Origin of the sequence: Nonomuraea sp. NPDC048881 (genome assembly GCF_040649795.1) — a bacterium.
Taxonomy (GTDB): domain Bacteria; phylum Actinomycetota; class Actinomycetes; order Streptosporangiales; family Streptosporangiaceae; genus Nonomuraea.
Map to the genome: position 1 here is coordinate 253802 of NZ_JBEZGC010000010.1, position 26505 is coordinate 280306.

22 protein-coding genes and 1 pseudogene are annotated in these 26505 nt (G+C 72.8%); 9 read left to right on the forward strand and 14 right to left on the reverse strand.

The window, feature by feature from the left end; genetic code table 11:
* Window positions 1-74: 74 nt before the first annotated feature.
* From AB0C33_RS33120 to AB0C33_RS33165, 10 genes and pseudogenes are all read right to left on the reverse strand, one after another.
* Window positions 75-1532 (reverse strand): hypothetical protein, encoded by a 1458-nt coding sequence (locus tag AB0C33_RS33120; RefSeq protein WP_358294512.1) that lies wholly within the window; start codon window positions 1530-1532, stop codon window positions 75-77.
* A gap of 188 nt (window positions 1533-1720) precedes the next feature.
* Entirely contained in the window at window positions 1721-2668 is a 948-nt protein-coding gene (locus AB0C33_RS33125) for a Ppx/GppA phosphatase family protein (RefSeq protein ID WP_358294514.1), read from the reverse strand.
* Entirely contained in the window at window positions 2659-3147 is a 489-nt protein-coding gene (locus tag AB0C33_RS33130; protein WP_352323567.1) for a DUF501 domain-containing protein, read from the reverse strand. The genes AB0C33_RS33125 and AB0C33_RS33130 overlap by 10 nt, the downstream gene beginning before the upstream one ends.
* Window positions 3137-3547, reverse strand: a complete 411-nt coding sequence (locus AB0C33_RS33135) for a septum formation initiator family protein (RefSeq protein ID WP_352323568.1) — start codon at window positions 3545-3547, stop codon at window positions 3137-3139. The genes AB0C33_RS33130 and AB0C33_RS33135 overlap by 11 nt, the downstream gene beginning before the upstream one ends.
* A 71-nt stretch (window positions 3548-3618) precedes the next feature.
* The gene (gene eno, locus AB0C33_RS33140) at window positions 3619-4896 is read right to left on the reverse strand and encodes a phosphopyruvate hydratase (protein ID WP_358294516.1); all 1278 of its coding nucleotides are present in this window, start codon (window positions 4894-4896) and stop codon (window positions 3619-3621) included.
* A 215-nt stretch (window positions 4897-5111) separates the two neighbouring features.
* The gene (locus tag AB0C33_RS33145) at window positions 5112-7076 is read right to left on the reverse strand and encodes a protein kinase (protein WP_358294518.1); all 1965 of its coding nucleotides are present in this window, start codon (window positions 7074-7076) and stop codon (window positions 5112-5114) included.
* A 75-nt stretch (window positions 7077-7151) separates the two neighbouring features.
* Window positions 7152-8084, reverse strand: coding sequence for a MazG family protein (locus AB0C33_RS33150; protein ID WP_352353011.1), 933 nt, complete (start codon window positions 8082-8084; stop codon window positions 7152-7154).
* Between the two features lie 4 nt (window positions 8085-8088).
* A pseudogene (locus AB0C33_RS33155) lies at window positions 8089-8685 on the reverse strand (SurA N-terminal domain-containing protein); the annotation flags it as partial.
* Between the two features lie 23 nt (window positions 8686-8708).
* Window positions 8709-12209, reverse strand: a complete 3501-nt coding sequence (gene mfd / locus AB0C33_RS33160) for a transcription-repair coupling factor (protein WP_358294520.1) — start codon at window positions 12207-12209, stop codon at window positions 8709-8711.
* A gap of 75 nt (window positions 12210-12284) precedes the next feature.
* Complete coding sequence (locus AB0C33_RS33165) at window positions 12285-12656, reverse strand: signal peptidase I (protein ID WP_358294522.1); 372 nt, start codon at window positions 12654-12656, stop codon at window positions 12285-12287.
* 62 nt (window positions 12657-12718) lie between these two features.
* On the opposite strand from AB0C33_RS33165, the gene AB0C33_RS33170 reads away from it, so the two are divergent.
* The 3 genes from AB0C33_RS33170 (at window position 12719) to AB0C33_RS33180 (ending at window position 15637) form a co-directional block, all read left to right on the forward strand.
* Window positions 12719-13438, forward strand: a complete 720-nt coding sequence (locus tag AB0C33_RS33170; protein WP_358294524.1) for a methyltransferase domain-containing protein — start codon at window positions 12719-12721, stop codon at window positions 13436-13438.
* A 70-nt stretch (window positions 13439-13508) separates the two neighbouring features.
* A complete protein-coding gene (gene cysC, locus AB0C33_RS33175) occupies window positions 13509-14723 on the forward strand; it encodes an adenylyl-sulfate kinase (RefSeq protein WP_358294526.1) in 1215 nt (404 codons plus the stop codon).
* Window positions 14720-15637, forward strand: a complete 918-nt coding sequence (locus AB0C33_RS33180; RefSeq protein ID WP_358294528.1) for a sulfite exporter TauE/SafE family protein — start codon at window positions 14720-14722, stop codon at window positions 15635-15637. Before cysC ends, AB0C33_RS33180 begins: the two co-directional genes overlap by 4 nt.
* Before the next feature lie 123 nt (window positions 15638-15760).
* Here AB0C33_RS33180 and AB0C33_RS33185 read toward each other — a convergent pair whose 3' ends face one another.
* The gene (locus AB0C33_RS33185) at window positions 15761-16780 is read right to left on the reverse strand and encodes a hypothetical protein (protein WP_358294530.1); all 1020 of its coding nucleotides are present in this window, start codon (window positions 16778-16780) and stop codon (window positions 15761-15763) included.
* 384 nt (window positions 16781-17164) lie between these two features.
* Between AB0C33_RS33185 and AB0C33_RS33190 the strand changes: the two genes are divergently transcribed.
* From AB0C33_RS33190 to AB0C33_RS33215, 6 genes are read left to right on the forward strand one after another with little or no spacing between them, the layout of a single operon-like run.
* Window positions 17165-18478, forward strand: a complete 1314-nt coding sequence (locus AB0C33_RS33190) for a Wzz/FepE/Etk N-terminal domain-containing protein (protein WP_358294532.1) — start codon at window positions 17165-17167, stop codon at window positions 18476-18478.
* The gene (locus tag AB0C33_RS33195) at window positions 18475-19740 is read left to right on the forward strand and encodes a hypothetical protein (RefSeq protein WP_358294534.1); all 1266 of its coding nucleotides are present in this window, start codon (window positions 18475-18477) and stop codon (window positions 19738-19740) included. The genes AB0C33_RS33190 and AB0C33_RS33195 overlap by 4 nt, the downstream gene beginning before the upstream one ends.
* Window positions 19737-20633: a hypothetical protein gene (locus AB0C33_RS33200; RefSeq protein WP_358294535.1), complete on the forward strand. Its 897-nt coding sequence runs from the start codon at window positions 19737-19739 to the stop codon at window positions 20631-20633. Before AB0C33_RS33195 ends, AB0C33_RS33200 begins: the two co-directional genes overlap by 4 nt.
* A complete protein-coding gene (locus AB0C33_RS33205) occupies window positions 20630-21484 on the forward strand; it encodes a sulfotransferase domain-containing protein (protein ID WP_358294537.1) in 855 nt (284 codons plus the stop codon). The genes AB0C33_RS33200 and AB0C33_RS33205 overlap by 4 nt, the downstream gene beginning before the upstream one ends.
* Window positions 21472-22725 carry a lipopolysaccharide biosynthesis protein gene (locus AB0C33_RS33210; RefSeq protein WP_358294539.1) on the forward strand — a complete coding sequence of 418 codons (1254 nt, stop codon included), beginning with the start codon at window positions 21472-21474 and terminating at the stop codon, window positions 22723-22725. The genes AB0C33_RS33205 and AB0C33_RS33210 overlap by 13 nt, the downstream gene beginning before the upstream one ends.
* A complete protein-coding gene (locus AB0C33_RS33215) occupies window positions 22722-23612 on the forward strand; it encodes a sulfotransferase (RefSeq protein ID WP_358294541.1) in 891 nt (296 codons plus the stop codon). Before AB0C33_RS33210 ends, AB0C33_RS33215 begins: the two co-directional genes overlap by 4 nt.
* Here the strand turns inward: AB0C33_RS33215 and AB0C33_RS33220 are convergent.
* From AB0C33_RS33220 to AB0C33_RS33230, 3 genes are read right to left on the reverse strand one after another with little or no spacing between them, the layout of a single operon-like run.
* Window positions 23602-24645 (reverse strand): WecB/TagA/CpsF family glycosyltransferase, encoded by a 1044-nt coding sequence (locus AB0C33_RS33220; protein ID WP_358294543.1) that lies wholly within the window; start codon window positions 24643-24645, stop codon window positions 23602-23604. The two genes, AB0C33_RS33215 and AB0C33_RS33220, sit on opposite strands and share 11 nt — an antisense overlap.
* Window positions 24642-25529 (reverse strand): glycosyltransferase family 2 protein, encoded by an 888-nt coding sequence (locus AB0C33_RS33225; protein ID WP_358294545.1) that lies wholly within the window; start codon window positions 25527-25529, stop codon window positions 24642-24644. The genes AB0C33_RS33220 and AB0C33_RS33225 overlap by 4 nt, the downstream gene beginning before the upstream one ends.
* Entirely contained in the window at window positions 25526-26425 is a 900-nt protein-coding gene (locus tag AB0C33_RS33230) for a sulfotransferase (RefSeq protein ID WP_358294547.1), read from the reverse strand. Before AB0C33_RS33230 ends, AB0C33_RS33225 begins: the two co-directional genes overlap by 4 nt.
* Window positions 26426-26505 lie beyond the last annotated feature (80 nt).

The window sequence follows — 26505 nt, forward strand, 5'->3', positions numbered from 1 at the left end:
TGTGCAAAGCACAGTAGTGGCAACAAGAGAACCGGGCGGCTCCCGGAAGGGTGCCGCCCGGTCACATGATCAGCTTAGGCGTCGGCCTTGGGGCAGGTCGCCGAGTAGTTGGCGACGCCCGACGAGGCGGCGTTCGGGCTGACGACGACGAGCTCGATGGTGCCCTTCGTCTCCTTGCTGTTCTGCGTGCCACCGACGCCCCAGGTCACGGCGAGGTCGCCGTTGACCTGACGCTCAAGGACGTTGACGTCCTTGACGCCGTTGACCACCCAGTAGTACCTGACGGTGGTCGGGCCGGTGCTGTGCAGGGTGGCCGAGAAGTCCACGCCGGGACCACGGTTGTCCTTGCACATGTCGGTGCGGGTGTTGGTGACCGACACGGACGACACGGACGCGGTGGGCTTGGGAGCCTCGCACGCCGCGTACGACTGCGTGATCGAGTCGTTGTTGTTCGGGCCGGTGACCGTCAGGGTGATCTTGCCACCCTTGGCGGCCTCGCCGGTCAGCGCCTGCTCGGAGAGCTCGACGGTCTTGGAACCGCTGCCCGCGAAGAGGCTCTCGCCCTTGGCCACGGACTCGCCGTTGACCGCCCAGGTGTACTGGACGCGCGCGGCGCCGGTCGCGCTGACCGTGGCGTGCGCGCCGACCTTGCAGCCGTTGTGGTTGGTGGCCGTCACCAGGTTGGTGGCCGACACCTTGACAGCGGGAGCGGGGGTCGAGTCCTTGCACCACACCTTGTAGTAGGCGCGGTTGGACAGGGCGTCGTCGGGGCCGACGATCTCCAGCTGCGCCCAGCCACGCTGGCTGTGACGCGGGGAGATGCCGAAGCCGACCTTACGCTTGTTCCAGACCTTGACCTTGCCGTGGTCGGCGACCTCACCGTTCAGGATCCAGCGGTAGCGGACCCAGGTCGGGTGGTTGACGCTGATCAGACCGGTGAAGTCGATCTTGTCACCCGGGGTGCACGCGCCCTCGTAGGACGACGGGCTGGCCCAGGCGCGAGCCGAGACCGACACGTCCTTGTCCGTACGGACGCCCGAACGGTCGTCCCCGTCATTCCTGCCACCCTGGTCGGCACAGCTGACCGAGAAGTAGCCCTTCTTGGACGTGACCTTCTTCGGACCGAGGACCTGGACGGCCTCCCAGCCCTTGACCTCACCCTTGAAGGTCACCGACTCCTTGACGGTGACCGACTTGGTGCCGTGGCCCTTGAGCTTGACAACCTGGACCTTGCCCTTGGACCCGTCACCGTGGAGCCAACGGTAGGCGAGCTCGGTCTTGCCCTTGACCGGGACCGAGATCCTGGACGAGAAGCGCAGGTTGACCGGACAGGAACCCTGGTAGTCCTTCGACGAGACCTTCGGCGTGGTGACCGAGACCTTGCCGGACTTGGTGGACTTGGCCGCGGTGGCCGTGCCGGCCTTGCCGGCCGCGGCCGAGGTCGCCGCCTGAGCGGGGCTGGCTACCAGGCCCGCTGCCATGGCGGCCAGCACGGCGGCGGAGGCGCCGAACGCCGCCGCCTTACGTGCCAACCCAACAGACATCATGTGAGAGTGCTCCATTCCGTGAGGGAAAAGACGCGCTCGGGAACGGTCGCCACGCCGTCACCTTCCGTGCACAGCAATATGGCAAAGCCCCCGTTTTGCGCCTTTACCTAATCACAATAGTGATTGCACGCTCAACACGGGTCATAGATCGGAAATGTCCGGATTTGGCTATCTCAGCCGGCGAGAGACCAGGCGATTCCATCCAAGATGTCGTGTTCGCTGACGACGACCTGCGAAAACGCAAAACGCCGCACGATCCGGTCAAGAATTAGCGCACCGGCGCCAATCACGTCAACCCGCCCAGGATGCATCACCGGAACCCGCGCGCGATCACCATGGGTCATCGCCAGCAGCCGCCGTGTCACCTCGTGAACCTCTTCGGCGGTGATCCTGGAGTGGTGGATGCGCTCGGAGTCGTAGGCCGGCAGGTCGAGGGCGATGCCCGCGATCGTGGTCACCGAGCCCGCCAGGCCGACCAGCGTGTGCGCCCGCTCGACGGGCACCGCCTCCTCCACCCGGTCGAGGGCCGCCTCGATGTCGGCGACGACGGCCTCCAGCGCCGGGGCCGGCGGCGGGTCGCCGGCGTCCCTCAGGTGGCGTTCGGTCAGCCGGACGCAGCCGATGTCCACCGACAGCGCGGCCTCGGCGTGCTCGGAGCCGACCACGAACTCCGTGGAACCGCCGCCGATGTCCACCACCAGGTAGGGCGGCAGCGGGCCCTGCGGCATCTCGGTCTCCGGCGAGATGCGCAGCAGGCCCCTGGTCGCCCCCCTGAACGACAGCTCGGCCTCCTCCGCCCCCGTCACGACCTCGGGCGTCACGCCGAAGATCTCGCGGACGCCGTCGGCGAACTCCTGCCGGTTGCCCGCGTCGCGGGTCGCGCTCGTGGCCACCACCCTGGTCGCGACCGCGCCGTGCCGGTCGATCAGCTCCCGGTAGGAACGCATCGCCTTGAACGTGCGCTCCAGCGCGTCGGGCGCCAGCATGCCGGTGCGGTCGACCCCCTGCCCCAGCCGGACGATCTCCATCCGCCGCTCGACGTCGTGCAGCGTGTCGTCGCGGACGTCGGCGATGAGCAGGCGCACCGAGTTGGTGCCGCAGTCGATGGCGGCTACACGCATGGTCCGTCACTCCACCAGTCGGGGAGCGCGTCGAGCGCCTCCCTGCCGAACGGGTTGCTCCCCGGCACCGCCAGCTCGTGCGCCACCAGGGCGTGCAGGCACTTCACCCGCAGCGGCATGCCGCCGGTGCTCTGCATGTCGCGGGGCAGCGGCTCCATGCCCTCGTCGTGGGCCGCCTTGTCGCGCCTGGCGACGTAGTCGTCGTGCGCGGCCTGGTAGGCGGCCGCCAGGTCGGGGTCGCTCGCCAGCCTGGCCTGCATCTCACGCATCAGGCCGGAGCCTTCGAGCGTGCCGATGGCCGAGGCGGCCTTGGGGCAGGTCAGGTAGTACAGGGTCGGGAACGGCGACCCGTCGGGCAGCCGCGGCGCGGTCTCCACCACGTCGGGATTGCCGCACGGGCAGCGGTGGGCCACCCCGCGCAGCCCTCTGGGCGGCCGGCCGAGCTGCCGCTGGACCGCCTCGACGTCGTCACTTTCCACTGCTGCTCTCCACCGCTCTGCGGCCCGTGCCCTTGTCGGCGGCCTCCACCGACTCCCACAGCGTCTGGTACCACGGCGGCACCTCGACGGGCTGCTTCACGGCCGTCTGCTCCTTGCCCTGCTCGGGCTCCATCACCACATAGCACTTCTCGCCGGGGCCGCAGAAGTGCAGCCGCTCCTTGGCGGTGCGTTTGATCCAGTTGGGATCGTCGCTCTGCCGGTCGCGGGCCAGCAGCGTCTGCCGCTCGGCCTCGACTCTGGCCTTCTCCGCCTGCAGCTCGGCGATGCTGCGGCGCAGGCTGATGTACTCGCGCACAGGGTAGGCCAGGCTCATCGCGATCGCGCACACCACGACCGCGAGGATGGCGGCCCGCCCGGTCAGCTGCGGCCTCTTCGCCAATGCTGCACACCCCCTTCGACGTACGGCCCGCGGCCGTCAGACCTTCCCAGGCCGCGGACCGTCAGTCGAAACTAGCGCCGGAACCGCGGAAAAGCCGCGCGACCCGCGTAGCGGGCGGCGTCGTCGAGAAGCTCCTCGATGCGCAGCAACTGGTTGTACTTGGCCACGCGGTCGGACCGCGCCGGGGCGCCGGTCTTGATCTGGCCGCAGTTGACCGCCACCGCCAGGTCGGCGATCGTCGTGTCCTCGGTCTCGCCGGAACGGTGGCTCATCATGCACCGGTAGCCGTTGCGGTGGGCCAGGTCGACGGCGTCGAGGGTCTCCGACAGCGTGCCGATCTGGTTGACCTTGACCAGCAGGGCGTTGGCGGTGCCCTCGTCGATGCCGCGCGCCAGCCGCTCGGGGTTGGTGACGAACAGGTCGTCGCCGACCAGCTGCACCTTGTCGCCGAGGGCCTCCGTGATGGCCTTCCAGCCCTCCCAGTCCTCCTCGTCGAGGGGGTCCTCGATGGAGACGAGCGGGTAGTTGGCGACCAGGTCCGCGTAGAAGGCGATGAGCTCCTGCGCCGAGACGCCCTTGCCGTCGATCGTGTAGACGCCGTCCTTGTGGAACTCGGAGGCGGCCACGTCGAGGGCCAGCGCCACGTCTTCGCCCGGCACGTAGCCGGCCCGCTCGATCGCGACCAGGATCAGGTCGAGGGCGTCGCGGTTGGAGGGCAGGTTGGGGGCGAAGCCGCCCTCGTCGCCCAGGCCCGTCGCGTAGCCCTTCTCCTTCAGCACGCCCTTGAGCGCGTGGTAGACCTCGGTGCCCATGCGCACGGCCTCGCGGAACGTCTCCGCCCCGATCGGCGCGATCATGAACTCCTGGATGTCGACGTTGGTGTCGGCGTGCGCGCCGCCGTTGAGGATGTTCATCATCGGCACGGGCAGCACGTGGGCGTTGGGGCCGCCGACGTAGCGGAACAGGGGCAGGTCGGCGCTGTCGGCCGCGGCCTTGGCGACGGCGAGCGAGACGCCCAGGATGGCGTTGGCGCCCAGCTTGGCCTTGTTGGGCGTGCGGTCGAGGTCGATCATGATCTGGTCGATGATGCGCTGGTCCTCGGCCTCGACCCCGTTGATCTCCTCGAAGATCTCGTCGGTCACGGCGAGCACGGCCTTCTCCACGCCCTTGCCGCCATAGCGCTTGCCGCCGTCACGCAGCTCGACCGCCTCGAACTGGCCGGTGGACGCCCCGCTCGGCACGGCGGCGCGGCCGCTGCTGCCGTCGTCGAGCACGACCTCGACCTCGACCGTGGGGTTGCCCCGGGAGTCGAGGATCTCGCGAGCGTAAACGACCTCGATGGTAGCCACGGGTTGCGCTCCTAAATCGAAAGGCAATATGCCATCAGAGCCTATCGGTACCCCGGGCCACCGGTACGGCACGGTCCGGCCACCGGACGTCGGCCCCCTCGCGGGTCAGCCGGTCGAAGGAGGCGTCGGGCCCGTCGTGGCCCAGGCCGTCGAGGACAGGCGTCGGGCCCGTCGCGGCCCAGGCCGTCGAGGACAGGCGTCGGGCTCGTCGTGGGTCAGCTGGTCGGGGACAGGCTCCAGGCTTGGAGGCGGCCGCCGCTCGCGGCAACCAGCAGCCCGTCGCCCACCGCCAGGGCGGTGACCTTCCTGCCCGGCGCGAGGCCGCCCAGCCGCTCGCCGCGGTCGGCGTTCCAGACGGTGACCCCGTCGCCGCCGCCGGCGATCATCCGGCGGCCGCCCGCGGCCGTGACGCCGGCGCCCGCCGCGCCCGTGCTGAAGCCGCGCACGAAGGCGCCGCTGGCCAGGTCGTACACGGCGGTCGAGCGGCCCGTGGTGACGGCGGCGTGGCCGTCGCCGAACGCGGCGACCGAGCGCACCTCGCCCTTGTCCTCGCCGAGCAGCCCGCCGGCCGCGCCCACCAGGCCCCGGCCGGTGCCGACGAGGGCCTTGCCGCTGGCCTCGTCCCAGGCCAGGGCGGTGACCGGGCCGGCGGCGGCCCTGGTGCTGGCGACGACGCGGTTGGAGGCCAGGTCGAGCGTCACGACCCGGCCGTCGCGGCAGCCGATCACGACCGCGGGCTGCGTGCGCCACTGGCCGGGCGCCAGGCGGGCCTCCGACGGGCACACCGCGTGCCACGTGCCGGGGCGGGCGTCGCCGATGCGCCAGCGCCGCACGGCCCCGTCCGTGCCCGTCCAGACCGCCGTCTGCCGGCCGCCCACCGGGACCAGCAGCAGCGAGCGCACCGGCGTGGGGCCGGCGTTCGCGAGCCGGTCGAGCGGCTCGCCGGCCCGCGGGTCCCACACCTCGATCGAGTTGCCCGCCCGCTCGGCGTAGACGACGACGGGCGCGCCCTTGTGATGACCGATGGCCATCGCCGCCACCTGGGCCCCCGGCTCGGGCCCGAACTCGGGGCCGAGCTCGACGCCGAACGCCCCCGCCTGCCCGCCGTCCCCGCCGCCGGAGGGCAGACCGGCGTTCCGCCACAACGCCCCGGCCACCACCCCCACGACGACGAGCACGCCGACCCCGGCGGCGGCCCACCTCCGCCGCGTCACCGGACGCCCGCCGGACGGCGCCTCCCGCACCTCACCCGCCCCGGGCCGCGCCCGCCCACGGACGTGCCCGCCGACGTGCCCGCGGACATGCCCGCCGACGTGCCCACGGACGTGCTCACGGACATGCTCGCGGACGTGCTCGCGGACGTGCCCGCGCGGCGCCGTACGGCCCAGCAGCCGCGCCAGCACGTCGTCGGCCGACGGCCGCGCCTGCGGCTCCTTGGCCAGGCACGCCGCCAGCACCGCGCGCAGCGGCTCGGGCACCTCGCGCAGGTCCGGCTCGGCGTGCAGGATCCGGTTCATCACGGCCGGGATCGAGTCCCGGCCGAACAGCGGCTCCCCCGTGGCGGCGAACCCGATGGTGGCCGCCCAGCTGAAGACGTCGGAGGCGGCCGTCGCGCTCTCCCCCGCGATCTGCTCCGGCGACATGTACCCCGGCGTGCCGACGACGCTGCTCGCCGTGGTGGAGACGTCCAGGTCCTTGGCGATGCCGAAGTCGATCACGCGGGGACCGTCCTGGCCCATCAGCACGTTGCTCGGCTTGAAGTCGCGGTGCACGATGCCCGCGCCGTGGATGGCGGTCAGGGCCGTGATCGTGCCGGCCGCCAGCCGGTCCAGCTCGCCGCCGGTCAGCGGGCCGCCGTCGAGGACCAGGTCGTGCAGGGACGGCCCGTCGATGAACTCGCTGACGATGTACGGCCGCCCCTCGGCCAGCCCGCTGCCGTAGATCCGCGCCGTGCGCGCGCCCGCCACCTTGGCGGCGGTCGTGCTCTCCCGCAGGAACCGGCGGGTGGCCCGCTCGTCGCCCAGCAGGCGCGGATGCAGCACCTTGACGGCCGCGTGGCCGCCGCCCGCGTCGCGGCCGAGGAAGACCGATCCCTGGCCGCCGTCGCCCAGCCGGCCGAGCAGGCGGTAGCCCGCCACCTCCCGCGGCTCCCCCGAGCGCAGCGGTCTCAGCTCCACCACCAGTCCCCCTCGGCTCGCCGGTTCAAGCCCCCGAGGATCCTGGCATTGGGTGACTTCTTCCGACAAGCAGGGCGGTCAGGCGTTGGACTCCCACGCGCGTACGCGGTCGCGGTAGGCACGGGCCGCGGCGCGCAGCTCGGCCTCGGGGTCCAGCCCGGCCTCCTGCGCCCGGCGTACGAGGTCGAACAGCTCGCGCGCCACCCCCTGGCCGATCGCGGCCGCCAGCGCCTCGGGCGCACCGGCCCGCTCGGCCCTGCGCAGCAGCTGGGCGGCCAGCGCGAGCGCGGGCTGGCCCATGGGGACGCCGTCGAGCACCGACGACTCGCCGCCCTTGGCCGCCCGCTCGGCCGCCTTGATCGCCTCCCAGTTGTCGTTGACCTCGTCCGCGCTCTCGGCCCGCACCGATCCGAACACGTGCGGGTGCCGCCGGACGAGCTTCTCGACGATCCCCGCGGCGACGTCGTCCATGTCGAACGTCTCGGCCACGCGGGCGTGGAAGACCACCTGGAGCAGCAGGTCGCCGAGCTCCTCGCGGAGCGCCGGGTAGTCGCCCTGCTCGATCGTCTCCAGGACCTCGTACGACTCCTCCAGCAGGTACGGCACCAGCGACTCGTGCGTCTGCTTGCGGTCCCACGGGCATTCGGTGCGCAGCCGGTCCATCACCGCGACCAGGTCGAGCACCCGCGAGCCGGGCAGGTCGTACGAACCGGGCACGACCTCGATGAGCGGCGGCTCGTCGAGCGCGATGGCCGCGCGCCCGATCGCGCGCATGAAGTCCTCGTCGTCACCGGCGAGCCAGACCACCCGCTCGCGCACCGCCCGCCTGGACAGCGCGACCGCGTCGGGCACGACGACCTCCGCCTCGATCCCGGCGGCGGCCAGATAGGGGAGCTGCGGATGACCGGCGGAGCCGGTCAGCACGGGCCCCGAGCGCAGCGCCTGCCAGGCCTGGTCGCTCAGCAGGCCCGGCGCGACCCTGGGCGAGGTGGTGACGACGATCAGCGGCATCGGGCTAGCCCTGCTGTTGCTGCTGCGCCTGCTGGGAGGACTTGCCGAACCGGCCCGGATCGACGAAGCCCTGCTGGCTGAACTCGCCGTAACGCGGGCTGTAGACCGGCTTGATGCTCGTCAGCTCCTTGACGAACTTCTCCTGCGCGGCCTGGTCCTGGGCGCCGCCGAGCTGGTTGCGCACCTTGACCGCGCCCAGCTCCGCGCGCAGGTAGCCACGCGCGTCGGCCGGGCTGACACCCCTGGCGATCAGGTTGATCTCGGGCGACTGGTACTGGCCCGGGTCCTTGAGCGCGTTGTCGACCTCGCTCTCGCTGACCTGCACGTTGTGCTTGGCCGCGAGCTGCCTGAACGCGCTCTCGTTCGCCATCCGGTAGAGCACGAACTGGGTGACGGGCACCCCGAGCTGCTCGGCCGAGACGTTGGCGCGCTTGAGGGCGGCCTCGTACTCCTGAACGTTCTTGGTCAGGTCGCGGGCCGAGATGCGCTCGCTCCCGACCACGGCCGCGGCTCCGGCCTCCATGGGCGAAGAGCAGGCGGTCAGCGCGGCGAGTCCTACCGCACCGGCGGCCACAGCCACTCGAATCGACTTCACATGCGTCCCTTTCCGAACAAAAACCGCGCTTAGCTTACCCGCGCGGGCTCAAGAAACATCGCCTCGACCAGGTCGCCGCACCATTTGAGCAGATCCAGGTCGCGCAACGGCTGCCCGCCCAGCGGCTTGGTCTTGGGCACCGGCACGAGCAGCGTCTCGGCCGCCTGCTTGTAGACCGCCTTCTTGTACAGCCGGTCGAGCCTGACCTGCTGCGACTCCCGCAGCCGCGCCGGGCCGAACTTGATGTTCTGCCCCTGCAGCGTGACGTCGGTGAGCCCGGCCGAGCGCGCCTTGATCCGGAAGCGGGCCACCTCCAGCAGGTTCTCCACCTCCACCGGCGGCTTGCCGTAGCGGTCGGTGAGCTCGTCGCGGACCTCGTCGATGTGGATCGGCGCGGTGATGGCCGCGATGCGCTTGTACGCCTCCAGCCGCAGCCGCTCGGAGGTGACGTAGTCGTGCGGGATGTGGGCGTTGATGGGCAGCTCGACCTTGACGTCCTGCTGCTCCTCCTGGACCTCGGCCCCGGACAGCTTCGCCTTCTGCTCCTGGACGGCCTCGGCCATCAGGCGCACGTAGAGGTCGAAGCCGACGCCCGCGATGAAGCCCGACTGCTCGGCGCCGAGCACGTTGCCCGCGCCGCGGATCTCCAGGTCCTTCATCGCGACGTACATGCCCGCGCCCATCTCGGTGTGCTGGGAGATGGTGGCCAGGCGCTCGTGCGCGGTCTCCGTCAGCGGCTTCTCCGGCGGGTAGAGGAAGTACGCGTAACCGCGTTCCCTGCCTCGCCCGACCCGGCCCCTGAGCTGGTGCAGCTGGGACAGGCCGTAGTTGTCGGCCCGGTCGACGATGAGCGTGTTGGCGTTGGGCACGTCGAGGCCGGACTCGACGATCGTGGTGGAGACGAGCAGGTCGTACTCGCGTTCCCAGAAGCCGACCATGATCTTTTCGAGCTGGTGCTCGTTCATCTGGCCGTGGGCGACCGCGATGCGCGCCTCGGGGACCAGCTCGCGCAGCCGCGCCGCCACCCGGTTGATCGAGGCCACCCGGTTGTGCACGAAGAAGATCTGGCCGTCGCGCATCAGCTCGCGCCGGATCGCCGCCCCGATCTGCTTCTCCTCGTACGGCCCCACAAAGGTGAGGATCGGGTGCCGCTCCTCCGGCGGCGTGAGGATCGTGGACATCTCGCGGATGCCGGTCAGGCCCATCTCCAGCGTGCGCGGGATCGGCGTGGCCGACATGGCCAGCACGTCGACCTGCGTGCGCAGGTGCTTCATGGCCTCCTTGTGCTCGACGCCGAACCGCTGCTCCTCGTCGATGATGATCAGCCCGAGGTCCTTGAAGCGCACCTCGGGGCTGAACAGCCGGTGGGTGCCGATGACGACGTCGACCGCGCCCGACCGCAGCCCCTCCAGCGTGCCCTTGACCTCGCCGTCGGTCTGGAAGCGCGAGATCGGCCTGATCGCGACGGGGAAGCTGGAGAACCGCTCGGTGAAGGTGGACATGTGCTGCTGCACCAGCAGCGTGGTCGGCACCAGCACGGCCACCTGCTTGCCGTCCTGGACGGCCTTGAACGCCGCCCGCACCGCGATCTCGGTCTTGCCGTAGCCGACGTCGCCGCAGATCAGCCGGTCCATCGGGACGCCGCGCTCCATGTCGCGCTTGACCTCGTCGATGGCCTCCAGCTGGTCGCCGGTCTCGGCGTAGGGGAAGGCGTCCTCCATCTCCCGCTGCCACGGCGTGTCGGCGCCGAAGGCGTGGCCCGGCGAGGCCATGCGGGCCGAGTAGAGCCTGATCAGCTCGCCGGCGATCTCCTTGACCGCCTTCTTGGCCTTGGACTTGGCCTTGGCCCAGTCGGCGCCGCCCATGCGGTTGAGCGTGGGCGCCTCGCCGCCGACGTAGCGGGTGACCTCGTCGAGCTGGTCGGTGGGCACGTAGAGGCGGTCGCCCTTGGCGTACTCGATGACCAGGTACTCGCGGGTCGCGCCCTGGACCGTGCGCTGGACCATCTCGACGTAGCGGCCGACGCCGTGCTGCTCGTGCACGACGTGGTCGCCGACCTTGAGCTGGAGCGGGTCGACCATGTTGCGGCGGCGCGAGGGCAGCCGGCGCATGTCCTTGGTGGACGCCTTCTGGCCCACCAGGTCGAGGTGGGTGAGCACGGCCAGGCGCGGCGTGATGAACCCGTGCTCGATCAGGCCGGTCGAGACGTGCACGACCTTGGGCTCGGGCGCCTTGTCCAGGAAACGCTGCAACCGCGCGGGCACGTCGACGCCCTTGAGCAGCTCGACCATGCGCTCGGCGGGCCCGTGGCCCTCGCTGAGCAGCACGACCGCCTTGTCCTCAGCGAGCCAGCCCTTGATGTCGGCCAGCGCCTTGGCGGTGTCGCCCCGGTAGGCCTCGGAGTCATGGGCGTCGAGCTCGACGCCGTTGCCGAACGGCGCCATCGTCCACCACGGCTGGCCCAGCGCGTCGGCGTGGCCGCGGATCTCCTCCAGCGTGCGGAAGGCCGCCGCCCCCAGGTCGATCGGCGCCTCGCCGCCGGCCGCCGCGTTGATCCAGGACGCCTCCAGGAACTCCTGCGAGGTGCGTACGAGCTCTTCTGCCCGGCCCCTGATGCGCTCGGGGTCGCACACGAACACCGCCGACCTGACCGGCAGGTGGTCGAGCAGCAGGTCCATCTCCCCCGCCAGCACCGGCGCGAACGCCTCCATGCCCTCGACCGGGATGCCGTCGGCGAGCTGGTCGAGCACCTCGGCGAGGGCCGGATGCTCCTGCGCCAGCTCCCGCGCCCGCGCCCTGACCTCGCCGGTCAGCAGCAGCTCGCGGCACGGCGGCGCGAACAGGCCGTCCTCGGCCGCCTCCAGCGAGCGCTGGTCGGCCACCTTGAACCAGCGGATCTCCTCGACCGTGTCGCCCCAGAACTCCAGCCGCAGCGGATGCTCCTCGGTGGGCGGGAACACGTCGAGCAGCCCGCCGCGCACGGCCACCTCGCCGCGCTTCTCCACCATGTCGACCCGGTGGTAGCCGTTGGTGACCAGGCGCTCGACCACCTCGTCGAGGTCGGCGTCGTCGCCCGCCCGCAGCCTGATCGGCTCCAGGTCGCCGAGCCCCTTGACGATCGGCTGGAGCAGCGCCCTGACCGGGGCGACCACCACGCCGAGCGGCCCGGCGGCGGTGTCGCCCTTGACCGGGTGCGCCAGCCTGCGCAGCACGGCCAGACGCTGGCCCACGGTGTCGCTGCGCGGCGAGAGCCGCTCGTGCGGCAGCGTCTCCCAGGCCGGGAACACCGCGACCGAGCTCGGTTCGAGCAGGCTCGTCAGCGCCGCCGCCAGGTCCTCGGCCTCCCGGCCGGTGGCGGTGACGGCCAGCACGGTGCGCTGATCGTGCGCGGCCAGCGCGGCCACGCCGAACGGCCGCAACGCCGAGGGCGCGATCAGTGAGACGTCGCCACCCTCTTCGAGCGCGGCGGTCAGCTTCGGGTCGGCCCCGGCCCCCAGGGCCACAAGGTCAAGCAGTCCGGAAAGACTCATCAGATACGCCCACAGCCCCACGACGGCAACACAACTACCCCCGGCCGGGTCAGGTCGCGGGGGTCTCCACCCAGCCTACTCGGGGTGCGGCACCCGGTAACCGGGGACCGACGGCCAGCGTACGGTGAGCACCACCGACTCCTCCTCGGCGACCCACGAGTGGTCCACGCCCTTGCCCCAGACCACGTAGTCGCCCGGCTCGGTCAGCAGCACGCCGCGCCCCGGCAGCTCCACCCGGAACCGGCCGCTGATCAGGACGAGCAGGGCGGTGCGCTCCTCGCCCCTGACCCACTGGGCACGCTCGTCGCCCGCCGGGTGCACGCCCCACTTGATCTCGACTTCCTCACTGTGTCTTGGGTCGCCGAAGGGTTTGAAGTGACCGAGCAGCCAGCCCCGGTCGCCGGCCGCGTCGATATTGGCGTTCCCCACGTAAACCTGCCCGTCCACGGGGCAGGACGCTAGCAGGGAAGTGCCTAACCGAGACGGCTCGATTGATTACTGTAGGTGACATGTCTGAGGTGCGATCAGTCGCCCAGCGAGGCGACCTCTTCGGTCAACGGATCCGCGAGCACTGGGCCGGGCGGTACAGCCGGCGGCTCGACATACTCGTCGCGGGGTGCGCCCACGACGAGCCGCTCGACGTGGAGCCGCTGGAGGCCAGGGCCACGGGCGCCGACGAGGACCACCCGGTCATCAGAGACGTCGTGGAGGAGCGCGCCGACCTGGTGGCCTGGTCGCTCGGCGACCTGCGCTGCGTGCCGCTCCAGCACCGCGCCTACGACGTGATCCATCTGTCGTTCCTGCTCGAACGCGTCCAGCACGCGGAGCTGGTGTTCGACCGCCTGCTCCAGTCGCTGCGACCGGGCGGCCTGGTGCTGCTGCGGATGCGCGACAGGAAGTCGGCCTACGGGCTGCTCGACCGTCTCACGCCGTCGTGGCTGCGCCGGGCGTTGTGGCGCACGCTGGTCACGCCCGGCACGCCGGGCCCGCTGCCCGTCGTCTACGAGCCGCTGGCCTCCAGCGACGGCATGCACGCGTTCTGTCTCAGCCGCGGCCTGATGATCACCGACGACGAGCGCCGGGTCAGCGGCCCGGCCCGCGCCGGCCGGCTCGGCTCCGCCGCCGTCGCGCTGGTCGACCGGCTGAGCGGCGGGCGTTACCCCGCCTCCCACGACGAGATCACGATGGTGATCAGGAAGCCCCAGCATCACTTCGCCCGGCTGCTCTAGCGACAGGACGGTCCGAGCGACTAGACTCCTTTCCTACCAATTCAATCGGAATAGTTGGGATGTCGGAACCGTGGAGTGGACCCCGGACGCGCACGAGCTGGCCGACCTTGAGCTGCTGCTGTCCGGGGCGTTCGAGCCGCTGACCGGCTTCCTGGGCCACGACGACGTGCACGCCGTGCACGAGCGCGGCACGCTCGCCGACGGCACCCCCTGGCCCGCGCCGGTCACCCTCCACCTGCCCGCCGAGGTCTCGCCGGGAGACGAGGTGCGGCTGCTCGACCCCGAGGGCCTGCCGCTGGCCGTGCTCACCGTGACCGCGCGCGAGGCCGACGGCCTGACCTCGGGTCCGCTCAAGGCCCTCGGCGCGCCCGAGCACGGCCCCTTCGCCCGGCTGCGCCGCACGCCCGCCGAGGTCAGGGCCGAGCTCGGCGACCGGCCCGCACTGGCCGTCACGATGCGCGGGCCGCTCGACGACCTCACCGAGATCGTCGCCACCGCGAAAGAGCTCGACGCGGTGATCGTGCTGCTCCCCCTCTCGTACGGCGAGGCGGGCCCCGGCGTCGTCCGCGCCGCGCTGCGCGCCAAGACGCAGCTGCCGGAGGGCACCCTCGTGGTCCCGGTCCCCCTGGCGCCGCGCGCGGAGCCGGAGATCGACCTCGAACTGCGCGAGCACGTCGCCACCGCCTACGGCGCCACCGAGCACTACGCGGGCCCCGAGCCCGTCACGCTCCCCGGCCCGCCCCACCGCCGCGGCCTGGTCGTCTTCTTCACCGGCCTGTCCGGCTCGGGCAAGTCCACCATCGCCCGCGGCCTGCGCGACGCCCTGCTGGAGCTCGGCACCCGCACCGTCACCTACCTCGACGGCGACGTCGTGCGCCACCTGCTGTCCAAGGGCCTGACCTTCTCCAAGGCCGACCGCGACCTGAACATCCGGCGCATCGGCTTCGTCGCGGCCGAGGCCGCCCGCCACGGCGGCCTGGCGATCTGCGCCCCCATCGCCCCCTACGCCGCCACCCGCGAGGAGGTGCGCGAGACGGTCGAGTCCGTCGGGGCCGACTTCCTGCTCGTGCACGTCGCCACGCCGCTGGCGGAGTGCGAGCGGCGCGACCGCAAGGGCCTGTACGCCAAGGCCCGCGCCGGCCTGATCCCCGAGTTCACCGGCGTCTCCGACCCCTACGAGGAGCCGGACGACGCCGACCTGGTGATCGACACCACGCACATCTCGATCGAGGCGGCCGTCTCCCAGGTCCTGGGGGCGCTGCAGTCCGGAGGGTGGGTACGTTGATCGACTTCGCACTGGTCGCCGGGTCCTTCGTCGTCGCGATCGTGGTCGGCCTGACCGGCATGGGCGGCGGGGCCCTGATGACCCCGATGATGATGTTGTTCTTCAACGTGCCGCCGCTGGCCGCGGTCTCCAGCGACCTGGTCGCCTCGGCCGTCATGAAGCCGGTCGGCAGCGTCGTCCACCTGCGGCGGGGCACGGTCAACCTGCGGCTGGTCGGCTGGTTGTGCGCCGGGTCGGTGCCGGCGGCGTTCTGCGGGGTGTTCCTGGCCCGCGCGTTCGCCGTGACGGACGCGGTCAAGTACGCGCTGGGCGTGGCGCTGCTGCTGGCCGTCGTGGGCATGGCGGTCAAGGGCTGGCTCGGCGCGCGGGGCGGCTCGTCGAACGCCCATGAGATCGTCGTGCGCCCAATTCCGACCCTACTGGTCGGTACGGTAGGCGGGCTCGTGGTCGGCGTCTCCTCCGTGGGATCGGGTTCCCTGATCATCGTGGCCCTGCTCGTGCTCTATCCGGCGCTCAAGGCCAACCAGCTCGTCGGCACCGACCTGGTGCAGGCCGTGCCCCTTGTCGCGTCGGCCGCGCTCGGCCACCTGATGTTCGGCGACTTCAAGCTGGAGCTCACGCTCTCGCTGCTGATCGGCTCGATCCCCGGCGTCTACCTCGGCGCGCGGATCTCCTCCCGCGCCCCGGGCGGGCTGATCAGAGCCCTGCTGGCGATCGTCCTGCTCGCCTCGGCCCTCAAACTCCTGGACGTGAACAACACCCTCACCGTCGCCCTCCTCGCCCTCGCCTCGGCCGTCACCGTCGCCGGCTGGAGGGTGCGAGGGAGTGCCGTCGCCTGGAGGAGCGGCGGGAGCGCAGCGACCAGAGCGGGGGAAGGCGACGGCATCAGGCGACCGAGCCGCCTCACGCAGTGAGGCAAGCAGACACGCGAGGGAGTGCCGTCGCCTGGAGGAGCGGCGGGAGCGCAGCGACCAGAGCGGGGAAGGCGACGGCATCAGGCGACCGAGCCGCCTCACGCAGTGAGGCCGTGAACACTTCTAGGGCCGGGGCACGCGGGTCGAGCGGAAGTAGCGGTCGCGGGCGAGCTGGGTGAAGGCGCGGGCCGCGCCCGGATCGGAGTCGAAGCTCGTGTTGCCGCGCGGCGCCTGCGGCGAGTCGAAGTACAGCAACGCCTTGATCTGCGGATACCGCTTGATCTGTCTCAGCACCGACTCGAAGAAGCGCCGTTTGAAGGCCCGGTCGGCGGGCCGCTCGAAGACCCCCCACTCGGCCACCATGACCGGCTTGCCGGGGAAGCGGGCCTGCATCCACCGGTAGAACCCCGGCCAGCGCCCGTACTCCTTGCGGGTCTTGTTCACCAGCCCGTCGAAGTCGCGCACCCGATCGTCGGCGTACGGGTCCATGGCCACCCAGTCGACCACGTCGTCACCGGGGTAGAGATCCTCGAACCAGGGCTTGGCCGCCCAGTTGGGCGCGCCCATGTACGTCATGACGGTCACGGCGTTCTTCACCCCGCGCTCGCGCAGCCTGAGCACGACGTGCCGGAACATCGCCGCGTAGTCGCTGGCCTGCATGCCCGACCCCGAGCGGGCGTCGACGTCGTTCTCCGGCTCGTGGTGGAGGGTGAGGAAGAACCGTTCGGGGAAGGTGCGCCTGAGGTGGTCGGCCAGGCGGTCGATCCGCCGGTCGAGGGCGCCGTCGGCGATGTCGGCCCAGGTGCGGTCGAGCGACGGCTTCCAGTTGATCATGAGCAGCCGGGGCCGGCCCGGGTCGCGGGCCAGGCCGATCTCCTGCGGGGTGGGGAACAGCTCGCTGCCGCGATGGTAGACGTGCAGCACGTCGGCGCCGGCGCCCATGCGCGACTCGGCCCCGCGCAGCGCCTCGGCCACCGGAGCGCCGGTGAAGACCTCGGGCGCCACGCCCCACCAGGCGCCGCAGGAGGGGATGAGCCTGGCGGTGACCGCGCAGGAGGGCGCGCCGGCCAGCTCGGCCGTGCTGGTGTCGACCCGGGCGGGCGTGCCCTCGGCCGTCGAGCAGGCGGCCAGGAGGGCGAGCACCGCGCAGGTGATTGCGGTTTTCGTCGCGAAAGACGCGAAGTGACACTTCATCGCGAAAGACGCGAAATGAGAAAAGCCCCGAAGCTGCAACGCCTTCCAACCCCCTTGTCGACGGACCCCCGCCTATCAAACCTGAACCTTGCCATGCCATTCCTCGAACTTCAGCCAGTGTGCTCGTCTGCCCAGCTCACCACCCGCGACCTGGCACCCGCATTTTGTGGAAATATCCATTCAAAAAGGGGCATCTTCGCGGCCGTACCGGAAAAAATCTTCAGTATTCGACTTGGGTAATATCCGTCCGGCCTATAGTGGGCGCACACTGCGCCGAGTGACGCAGCGTTGCCCATCCGCGACAGCGCGCATCCCCTCCAGGAGACCGTCCCCATGAGCCCGTCGCCGGACTTCCAGGCGCGCCGTCCGGGCGCCGACCTGGACGAGCACCTCTCCCTGCTGCGCAGGCGGTGGCTGTTGCTCGTCGGTTGCGTCGTGGTCGGCGGCACCGCCGGGCTCGCCCTGCTGCGGGCCACCCCGCCGGCCTACACCGCGATCACCCAGGTCCTGGTCACGCCCGTCGACGGTCAAGACCAGGGCAACCAGGTGAGCAACCGGCAGCGCGAGCCGCTCAACCTCGACACCGAGGCCCAGATCGCCCAGTCGGCGGTCGTCTCGGCGCGGGTCGCCCAGGCCCTGCGGATCACCGCGCCGCAGCCGGTCGAGGTCTCCGTCCCGCCCAACTCGGCCGTGTTGTGGGTCTCGGTGACCGACGCCGATCCCGTGGCCGCCGCCGCGCAGTCGCGGGCCTACGCCGACGCCTACCTGGCCAACAGGCGCGAGAGCGCGCAGGCCGCGATGGCCGAGCGGCAGCAGGCGGTGCTGGCCAAGCTCAAGCAGGTCAACACCGGCCTCGACGCGGCCATCAAAGAGGTCGGCCGCCTGCCCAAGGGCGGCGCCGAGCACGCCATCGCCACCCAGCGCCAGAGCGTGCTCAACCGGCAGGCCGCCAGCCTGACGCTCAAGTACGACGCGCTGCGCACGATCGCGGTGACCCCCGGCTCGGTCATCAGCGAGGCGCTGCCGCCGACCCGGCCGAGCTCCCCCAGCCTGCCGCTCTACCTCGGCACCGGCCTGATGGCCGGCCTGCTGCTCGGCGCGGCGGCGGCCTACGCCCGCGACCGGCTCGACACCCGGCTGCGCACGGCCGCCGACGTCGAGCGGCTGACCGGGCTGCCCGTGCTGACCGACCTGTCCGCCTCCCGCGAGCACGGCGTGCTGCACGAACTGGCCTGCGCCGTGGTCGCGGCCTGCCCCGGCCAGCGGCTGCTGGTCCGGTCGCTGCCCGCCGACCTCTACGCCTCCTCGCTGGCCGAGCCGCTGGCCATCAGCGCGCCGCTGTCGGTGCTCGACGGCTCCGACGTCCGCGACCTGGCGCGGGCCGACGCGGCGCTGCTGCTGGTCGGGCTGGGCCGGGTCACCTCGCCGGAGGTGACGGCGGCCGCCCGCCATCTGGAGCGGCACGACGTGCCGGTCGTCGGCGTGGTGACGGCGACCGACGCGGTGCCGGAGTTCGTCCCGCTGCTGGAGCCGCGCACCCACACCTCGCTCGGCAAGCTCGTCGCCACCGGCGAGCTGGAGGTGAGCCTGGCTGCCGAGACCACGCCCATGCAGTCGTTCCACCACCGGCAGCGCAAGCAGCCGTGACAGGACCAGCCTGGCCGATCGCGGCGCTCCTGCTCGGCTACCCGATCTGGTGGGCGCTGGGGTTCGGCGGCCTGTCGGTGATCGTCCTGGCCGTGCCGATGGCGGTGATCCTGTGGCGGCGCCGGCCGGTCCGGGTCCCCCACGGGTTCGGCCTGTGGCTGCTGCTGCTGGCCGGCTACCTGCTGAGCGCGATGATGCTGGACGAGCTGCCGCCCGGCACGTACGGCGGGTTCAGCGCCGGCCGCCTGATCGGCTGGGCCATGCGCCTGGCCCTGTACGTGTCCGTCCTGGTCATGGTGCTCTACCTGGGCAATCTGACCGAGCGCGAGCTGCCGCAGCTGCGCCTGGTGCGCTGGCTCGGCGTGCTGTTCCTGACGACGGTCGCCGGCGGCCTGCTCGGCGTCCTGGTCCCGCACTTCGCCTTCACCTCGCCGGTCGAGCTGCTGCTGCCGGGCTGGATCAGCGAGAACTCCTTCGTCCAGAACCTCATCCATCCCACGGCCGCCCAGACCCAGAAGGTGCTCGGCTACTCCTCCCCCAGGCCGGAGGCGCCCTTCGAGTGGGCCAACGCGTGGGGCAGCAACGCGTCGGTGCTGCTGATCTGGTTCGTCGTCGGCTGGTGGACCTACGGCGGGCGCCGGCGCCGGGTGCTGGCGGTGCTGGTGATCGCCCTGGCCGCGGTCCCGGTCGTGTACTCGCTCAACCGCGGCCTGTGGATCGGGCTCGGGCTGGCCGTGGCGTACCTGATCGTGCGGGTGGCGGGCCGGACCAGGGTCGTGCTGTGCGGGGCGGTGGCCGCCGGGCTGGTGGTGTTCGCGCTCAGCCCGCTGGCCTCGGTGTTCGCCCAGCGGCTGGACAAACCGCACTCCAACGACGTCAGGGCCTTCACGATGACCGCCACGGTCGCCGCGGCCCGCCACTCGCCGGTCATCGGCTACGGCAACACCCGCAACTCGCTCGGCAACCACCGCTCGATCACCACGGGCAAGACCCAGTGGTGCGCGGCCTGCGGTCACCCCCCGCTCGGCAGCGACGGGCAGCTCTGGCTGCTGCTGATCACCCAGGGCTTCACCGGGGCCGCCCTCTACGTGGCGTTCTTCCTCGGCGCCATCCGCCGCCACTGGGCCGACCGATCCCCGATCGGGCTGGCCGGGGTGCTGGTGATGGGTCTCGTGCTGCTCTACATGTTCGTCTACGACGGCCTGGTGACGCCGCTGAGCCTCTATCTCATCTCGTTCGCCCTGCTGTGGAGAAACGCATGAAGGACGCCTCCGCGCGGCTCGGATACCTCCGCGAGACCGTGCGCCTGCTGTTCCCCGGCACCGGGTCGCCGCGGCCGTACTCGGTGCTGCCGCACCGGGTGCTGCCCCGCCGGCTGGCCCCGCGGCGCTGGTGGCACGTGGGGGGCGCGGTCACCGTGCCGCTGGAGGGGTCCGTCGCGGCCTATCTGGGCGAGGTCTTCGACGCGCCCGTGGAAGTCGTGCTCCACGTGCGTCCGGCGTTGCGGCCCAACCGCAAGCCCGTCCTGGAGGCCCGTACCGGAGGGCGGCTGCTGGCGTACGTGAAGGTCGGCGACAGCCCGCTCGCCCGCGAGCTGGTCGGCCGCGAGGCGGCCGCGCTGCGCGGGCTGGCCGCTGCGCCGCTGAAGACCGTGGTCGTGCCCGACGTGCTGCACCACGGCGAGTGGCGCGGCCTGCCGGTGCTGGCGCTCTCGCCGCTGCCCGTACGGCGCCGCCGGGTGCCCCCGGCCCTGCTGCACGCCGCGATCATGGAGATCGCCGCCACCGGCGGTCCGGTCCCGGCCTGGCACGGCGACCTGTCCCCGTGGAACATCTGCCCCTCCGCCGACGGCCGGCTGCTCGTCTGGGACTGGGAGCGGTACGGGACCGGCGTCCCCTACGGCCTCGACGCCGCGCACCATCTCTTCCAGCGGGCGCTGCGCAGGATGGACCCGCCCACGGCGGCCCGCGCCTGCGTGGCCAGGGCGCCCCGCGAGCTGGCCCCGCTCGGCCTGTCGTCGGCCGAGGCCAGGCGGACGGCGCTGCGCTACCTCATCGTGCTGGCCGACCGGCACGCCGCCGACGGCCACTGCCCGCTCGGCCCGCCCGAGACCTGGCTCAACCCGGCCGTCGACCACGAGGAGCTGCTGCCATGAGGACGATGAAGCGGCCGGTGCTGTCCTTCTCGCGCCTGGCGGGCCGGTTCACGTCGGGCGCGCGGGTGCTGCCGTCGTTCCTGATCGTGGGGGCGCAGCGGTGCGGCACGACCTCGCTCTACCGGGCGCTGGCCCAGCACCCGCTGCTGCTCAAGCCCGTCCTGCACAAGGGGGTCCACTACTTCGACGTCGGCTACCACCGGCCGATGGCCTGGTACCAGGCGCACTTCCCGCTGCGCGCGGGCGCGGCGCTGCTGGCCCACCGGTACGGCGGCCGCACCCAGGCGTTCGAGTCGTCCCCCTACTACCTGTTCCATCCGCTGGCCGGTGAGCGGATCGCCGCCGACCTGCCCGGGGTCAAGCTGATCGTCCTGGTCCGCGACCCGGTCGAGCGGGCCTGCTCGGCGCACGCCCACGAGCTGGCCAGGGGCTTCGAGTCCGAGTCGCACCTCGAATCCGCCCTTGAGCTGGAGGCCGAGCGGCTGACGGGGGCCGAGGAGAGCCTGCGCGTGTCGCCGTTCGCCGAGCACCACGCCCACCGCCACCACGCCTACCTGGCCCGCGGCCGGTACGCCGACCAGCTCGACCGCCTCGAACCGCTCTTCGGCCGCGACCGGATCCTGGTGCTCGACAGCCACCGGTTCTTCGCCGAGCCGGAGACCGCCTACGACCGCGTGCTGGAGTTCCTGACGGTGCCGCACCTGGGCTATCCGACGTTCGAGCGGCACAACGGCCGGCCGCTGCCGCGGCCCGTGCCCCGGGTGCTGGAACAGGCGCTCAGGGACCATTTCGAGCCCTACGACGCGCGGCTGACGCGCTGGCTGGGCGGTGAGCCGTCGTGGCGCCGGTGATGGTCCGGCGCGGGATCGCCGGGCTGACCGGGGCCGGGGTGAGCGCGCTGGCGCAGTTCCTGGTGGCCGTGGTGGTGACCAGGGCGTTCAGCCCGGCGCAGGCGGGGGCGTTCTTCAGCGTGACGGCCCTGGCCCTGATGGCGGCCGGCATCGCCAAACTGGACGCCGGCAACGGCCTGGTGTACTTCATCGCGCGGGCCAGGACGTACGGCTATCGCGGTATCTCCGGCTATTTCCGGGCGGCCATGGTGCCGTGCGCGCTGGCCGCCTGCGCGGCCGGGGTGCTGCTGGAGCCGCGCATCGGGCTGCTGGCCTGGGCCCTGCCGGTCATCGTGCTCGGCGACATCGCGCTGGCCGCCACCCGCGGGTTCGGCTCGATGCGGCCCACCGTGCTGCTGGACGGCGTGCTGCTGCCCGCCGCGCAGCTCGTGCTCGTCACCTGGGCGGCGCTCGCGCACGCGCCGCAGTGGCTGCCGGCGGCCTGGGCGCTGCCCTTCCTGCCGCTGCTCGTCCTGGCCCTCGCCGACCTGCGCGGACGGGCGCCGCGCACGCCGTACCTGCCGGGGACCGGGCGTGACCTGTGGCGGTACACCGCGCCCCGGTCCGCCGCGGGCGCCATCCAGGCGGTGTTCCAGCGGCTGGACATCGTGGTCGTCGCCCTGCTCGGCGGGCCGGCCCAGGCCGCGGTCTACACGGCCGCCACCCGGTTCCGGGTCGTCGGGCAGCTTGCCAACCAGGGGCTGGCGCAGGCCGTGCAGGAGCGGCTGGTCCGGGCGCTCGCCGACGGGGAGCTTGGGCGGGCGCGCGAGCTGTACCAGGCCACCACGATCTGGCTGGTGCTGCTGACCTGGCCGGTGTGGCTGGGCTACGCCGTCCTCGCGCCATGGCTGCTGCGCGTCTTCGGCCCCGCGTACGGCGCCGCCGCCCCCATCGCCCTCGTCCTGGCCGGGACCATGCTGGTGGCCTCCGCCTGCGGCATGGTCGACGTCGTCCTGACCGCCGCCGGCCACACCCTGGCCAGCCTGCTCAACCTGCTGGCCGCGGTCGCCTGCACGGTCGCGCTCGACCTGGCCCTGATCCCCTCCCAAGGGGCGTTCGGCGCGGTCGTCGGCTGGTCGGGCGGGGTGATCGTGAAGAACCTGCTGCCGCTGTGGCAGCTCCACCACCGCTACGGCCTGCGCCCGTTCGGCCGCCACACCCTGCCCGCCCTGCGCCCGCGCACCTGGGCGGCGGCCGCGTGACCGCGCCCGTCCTGGTCACCGGCCTGCCGAGGAGCGGCACGAGCTGGGCCGGCAAGATGCTCACCGCCGGCGGCGGCCTGGTCTACGTCAACGAGCCGCTCAACCCGCAGCACCCGCCCGGCCGCTGCCCCGGCGTGCTGCGGGCCGAGGTCGCCCACCGGTTCCAGTACATCTGCGACGACAACGCCGCCGACTTCCTGCCCGCCTTCCGCGACACGGTCGCGCTGCGCTACCACTGGCTCGCCGAGCTGCGCGCCAACCGCTCCCCCTACGACCTGGCCCGGCTGGCGCGATACGGCACCGCGTTCGCGTTCGGCCGCCTGGCCGGGCGGCGGGCGCTGCTCGACGACCCGTTCGCGGTGTTGTCGGCGGGCTGGTTCGCCCGGCGGCTGGGGTGCGCGGTCATCGTCCTCGTCCGCGATCCGGTGTCGTTCGTGGCGAGCTGGCGTCGTCTCGGGTGGCGGTTCGACGTCGGCGACCTGCTCGGCCAGCCGCTGCTCGTCCGTGACCATCCCGGGCTGCTGGGCCTGCATCGGCTGCTCGGCTCCGCCGACGACCTGGCCACGACCGCCGCTCTGTGGCGGGCCGCGCGGTCGGTGCTGGCCGCCACGCCCGGCGTCCTGGTCGCCTCGTACGAATCGCTGGCCGAGGATCCGGTCGCCGGTTTCCGGGGTCTCTACGCCCACGCGGGGCTGCCGTGGTCACCGTCCGCCGAACGCCGGATCGTCCGGGCCTGCACCACGCCGTCCCGCCGGTCGGCGGCGTTCGCGTGGTCGGGGTTGTCCCGTACGGCCTTCCGTCCGATGGACTCCCGTCACGCCCTCGCCACGGCGGCCCGGGGGCTCACCCCGGCGGAGGCGGCCCGGGTCCGGGCCCTCACCGCCTGAGCCTGGTCAGCAGGCAGCCGGCGAGCAGGCGTACCGCGAAGGGGAGGTCGTCCACGAGGTAGCGCCGCGCCAGCCGGCCGGGCTCGCTCATCAGCCGGAACGCCCACTCCAGCCCGGCCCGCCGCATCCAGCGCGGCGCCCGCTGGACCGTGCCGGCGGCGAAGGCGATGGCCGCCCCGCAGCCCACGAACCACGCCTGCGGCAGCTCCTCGCGCAGCTCGGCGATGAGCAGATCCTGCCGGGGGAAGCCCAGCCCGACGAACACCAGGCGGGGCCGCGCCGCCACCACCCGGCGCCGCACCCGCTGCCTCCCCTCCGCCGTGTCGTCGAAGTGGTACGGCGGCGCGTGCACCCCCGCCACCTTCAGCCCGGGACGGCAGCTTCTGAGCTCGTCGGCGGCCAGCTCGGCCACCCCCGGCGGCCCGCCGAGCAGGTAGACCGGCCAGTTGCGGGCCGCGGCCACCTCGCTGAGCGACCAGATCAGGTCGGCGCCGGTGACCCGTTCGGGCAGCGGGGTGCCGAGCAGCCTGGCCGCCCACACCAGCGGCATGCCGTCGGCCACCACGATCTCGGCCGAGCCCACGAGCTCCTGGAGGGCGGGGTCGCGGGCGACGGCCCGGCAGATGTCGACGTTGGGCGTCACGATGCGGCCGCCCCGTCCGGCCGCGGCCTCGGCCGCCACCCAGCGCACCACGTCGGCCTCGGTGACGACGTCCAGCCCGACGCCACCGACCCGCACGCGCTCCCCGGCACGTCCTCGACGCCCGGCCTCGGCGGGCCCGAGACCCGCCGGGCGCTCGGACGGGAGGGTGCGGGCAACCCCAGGCTCGGCGCCACGGCCCCGGCCGACCACGGGCGACCCGGCCGCGCGGACCCGCGCGGACTCGGCGGCATGCCCGGCCCCCGGCGCGGAGGTCCGGGCGGACGCGGCCTCGGCGGCATGGCCGCGGGCGGGCGGGAAGTCGGAAGCGGGGTTCGGGGTGGACGGGCGCTGCCCGGGGACGGCGGGGACGCGGGTCCTGGGCGGGGTCATATGCCGTGCCCCCGTCCGTGCAGCAGCCCGAGCACGGTCGCGGCCGGGACGATCCCCGCCGCGACGGCCAGCGCGATCGGCGCCCGCGGCTCACCCGGCCGCGCCCCGAACGCGCGCACCGCCCACCGCACCGCCGCGCGCCGCCGCCCGAGCGCCGCGTACGCGAAGGCGAGCTGGCCGTAGACCCGCGCCGCGCCGCGCCGGTCGGCCGCCAGCTCGGGATGGCGGTCGAGCATCCAGTCGAGCCCGGCGATCCGGTCCGCCCAGCGGGCCGCGTAGTAGGACGAACCACCCCACCGCACCCGGACGAGCGGCCGGTCGACGTGCGTGATCGGCCGCCGCCGGGCCGCGCGCAGGGCGAGGTCCCAGTCCTCGTTCTGGCCCCCGGGGGCGCTCTCGTCGGCCCACAGGGCCCCGCGCCGGAACAGGAACGTCGAGGAGTGCACCATCACCATGCGCGACCGCAGGAGGTCGGCCGCGGTCACCGTGTCGGCGCCCGCGAGCCTGGCCACCCGGCGCCCCCCGTGTTCGACCTCGATGGCGCAGCTCGCGAACTCGCCCCCGGTCACGACCAGCGCCCGCGCCTGGGCGGCGAGCTTGCCCGGCAGCCACAGGTCGTCGTCGTCGCAGAAGGCGACGAGATCGGTGTCGAGGGCCGCGATGCCGGTGTTGCGCGCCCCCGGCAGCCCAGGGGCACGCCGGTTGGCCAGGACGGGCACGCCCAGCTCCGCCCCCGGGCGCCCGCGTCCGCCGTCGTCGACCACGACCACGGCCAGCCGCCCCGGATAGTCCTGGGCCAGCACCGCCGCCACGGCCTCGCGCAGCAGCTCGGGCCGGTCGCCGCGGGTCGGGATCACCACCCCCACGGACGGCGGCGCGCTCACGCGGCGACCTCCCGGTAGCCGTACCGGACGCGGAGGGGCCAGGTGAGCGCGGTGACCAGCCGCCGGTCGCGGACGGGCAGCCCCGCACGCCACGAGTCGTCGCACCGCAGCCGGATCCCCCCGACCTGGAACCGCATCGGATTGCCGGACGCGGTGTGCGCGGGCCCGAGCCGCGCCGTCGTGCCCTCCAGGAACGGCAGGCCGGGCACGTCGAGCCCGAGGAAGCCGGCCAGCGCGGTCAGCGTGGGCTCCGGGTCGGCGACCAGGTCCTCGTAGCGCACCCGGGTCACGCGGGCCCCCTGGCGGGCGAGGAGCTCAAGACCGGCGTTCTGGGCCGTCCAGTGGAGGGACGTGCGCAGCGGCCCCCAGCGGGTCATGGGACGCCCGTCCTCGGGCCGCTCGACGGTCCTGCGCCAGGAGTGGGCCACCGCCCGCGGATCCCGGACGACGTGCACGACGCGGACGTCCATGCCGGCCGCGACCAGGCAGTGGGCGAGGGAGGCGTGCTTGCTGGAGTCGATCACGACGGGCGCGCCGGTCGCCTCGTAGACCCTCCGGTACGCCCGCGCGTACTCGGCCAGGTCGGGGTGCGCGATGCGCCCCATCCGGTGGGTGCGATCGACCCGCTGCCGCAACGCGAGCACCCGCTCGGCCACCGACGGCCGCCATCCGCCGAACGCCGCCCGGCCCACCTGCCGCCAGAAGTCGCAGGCGGCGAAGGCGGCGCCGCAGCCGCACGGCTCTCCGGCCAGCACGCCCCTCGACCACAGGTGGACCACCTCGCCGAGCGCCACGACGCCGGGCAGCTCGGCGAGCAGCCGCTCCAGCAGAGTGGTGCCACTACGGCCGAGGCCACCGAGGAAGATCACTCGGGTGGCGGATGCGCGGTCGGTCACAGGGGGAGGGCCTTCACACGTCGCCAATACGGAACGCGACGACCCTAGCGCGGAGGGTAATCAGATGGTCAGGAAACCCC

Bases quoted from the DNA above. Each gene is read 5' to 3' on its own strand.
- AB0C33_RS33170 (WP_358294524.1), top strand. From the start codon at position 12,719: ATGTCTGAGGTGCGATCAGTCGCCCAGCGAGGCGACCTCTTCGGTCAA.
- AB0C33_RS33190 (WP_358294532.1), top strand. From the start codon at position 17,165: ATGAGCCCGTCGCCGGACTTCCAGGCGCGCCGTCCGGGCGCCGACCTG.
- AB0C33_RS33150 (WP_352353011.1), bottom strand. From the start codon at position 8,084: ATGCCGCTGATCGTCGTCACCACCTCGCCCAGGGTCGCGCCGGGCCTG.
- mfd (WP_358294520.1), bottom strand. From the start codon at position 12,209: ATGAGTCTTTCCGGACTGCTTGACCTTGTGGCCCTGGGGGCCGGGGCC.
- AB0C33_RS33125 (WP_358294514.1), bottom strand. From the start codon at position 2,668: ATGCGTGTAGCCGCCATCGACTGCGGCACCAACTCGGTGCGCCTGCTC.
- AB0C33_RS33200 (WP_358294535.1), top strand. From the start codon at position 19,737: ATGAAGGACGCCTCCGCGCGGCTCGGATACCTCCGCGAGACCGTGCGC.
- AB0C33_RS33205 (WP_358294537.1), top strand. From the start codon at position 20,630: ATGAGGACGATGAAGCGGCCGGTGCTGTCCTTCTCGCGCCTGGCGGGC.
- AB0C33_RS33220 (WP_358294543.1), bottom strand. From the start codon at position 24,645: ATGACCCCGCCCAGGACCCGCGTCCCCGCCGTCCCCGGGCAGCGCCCG.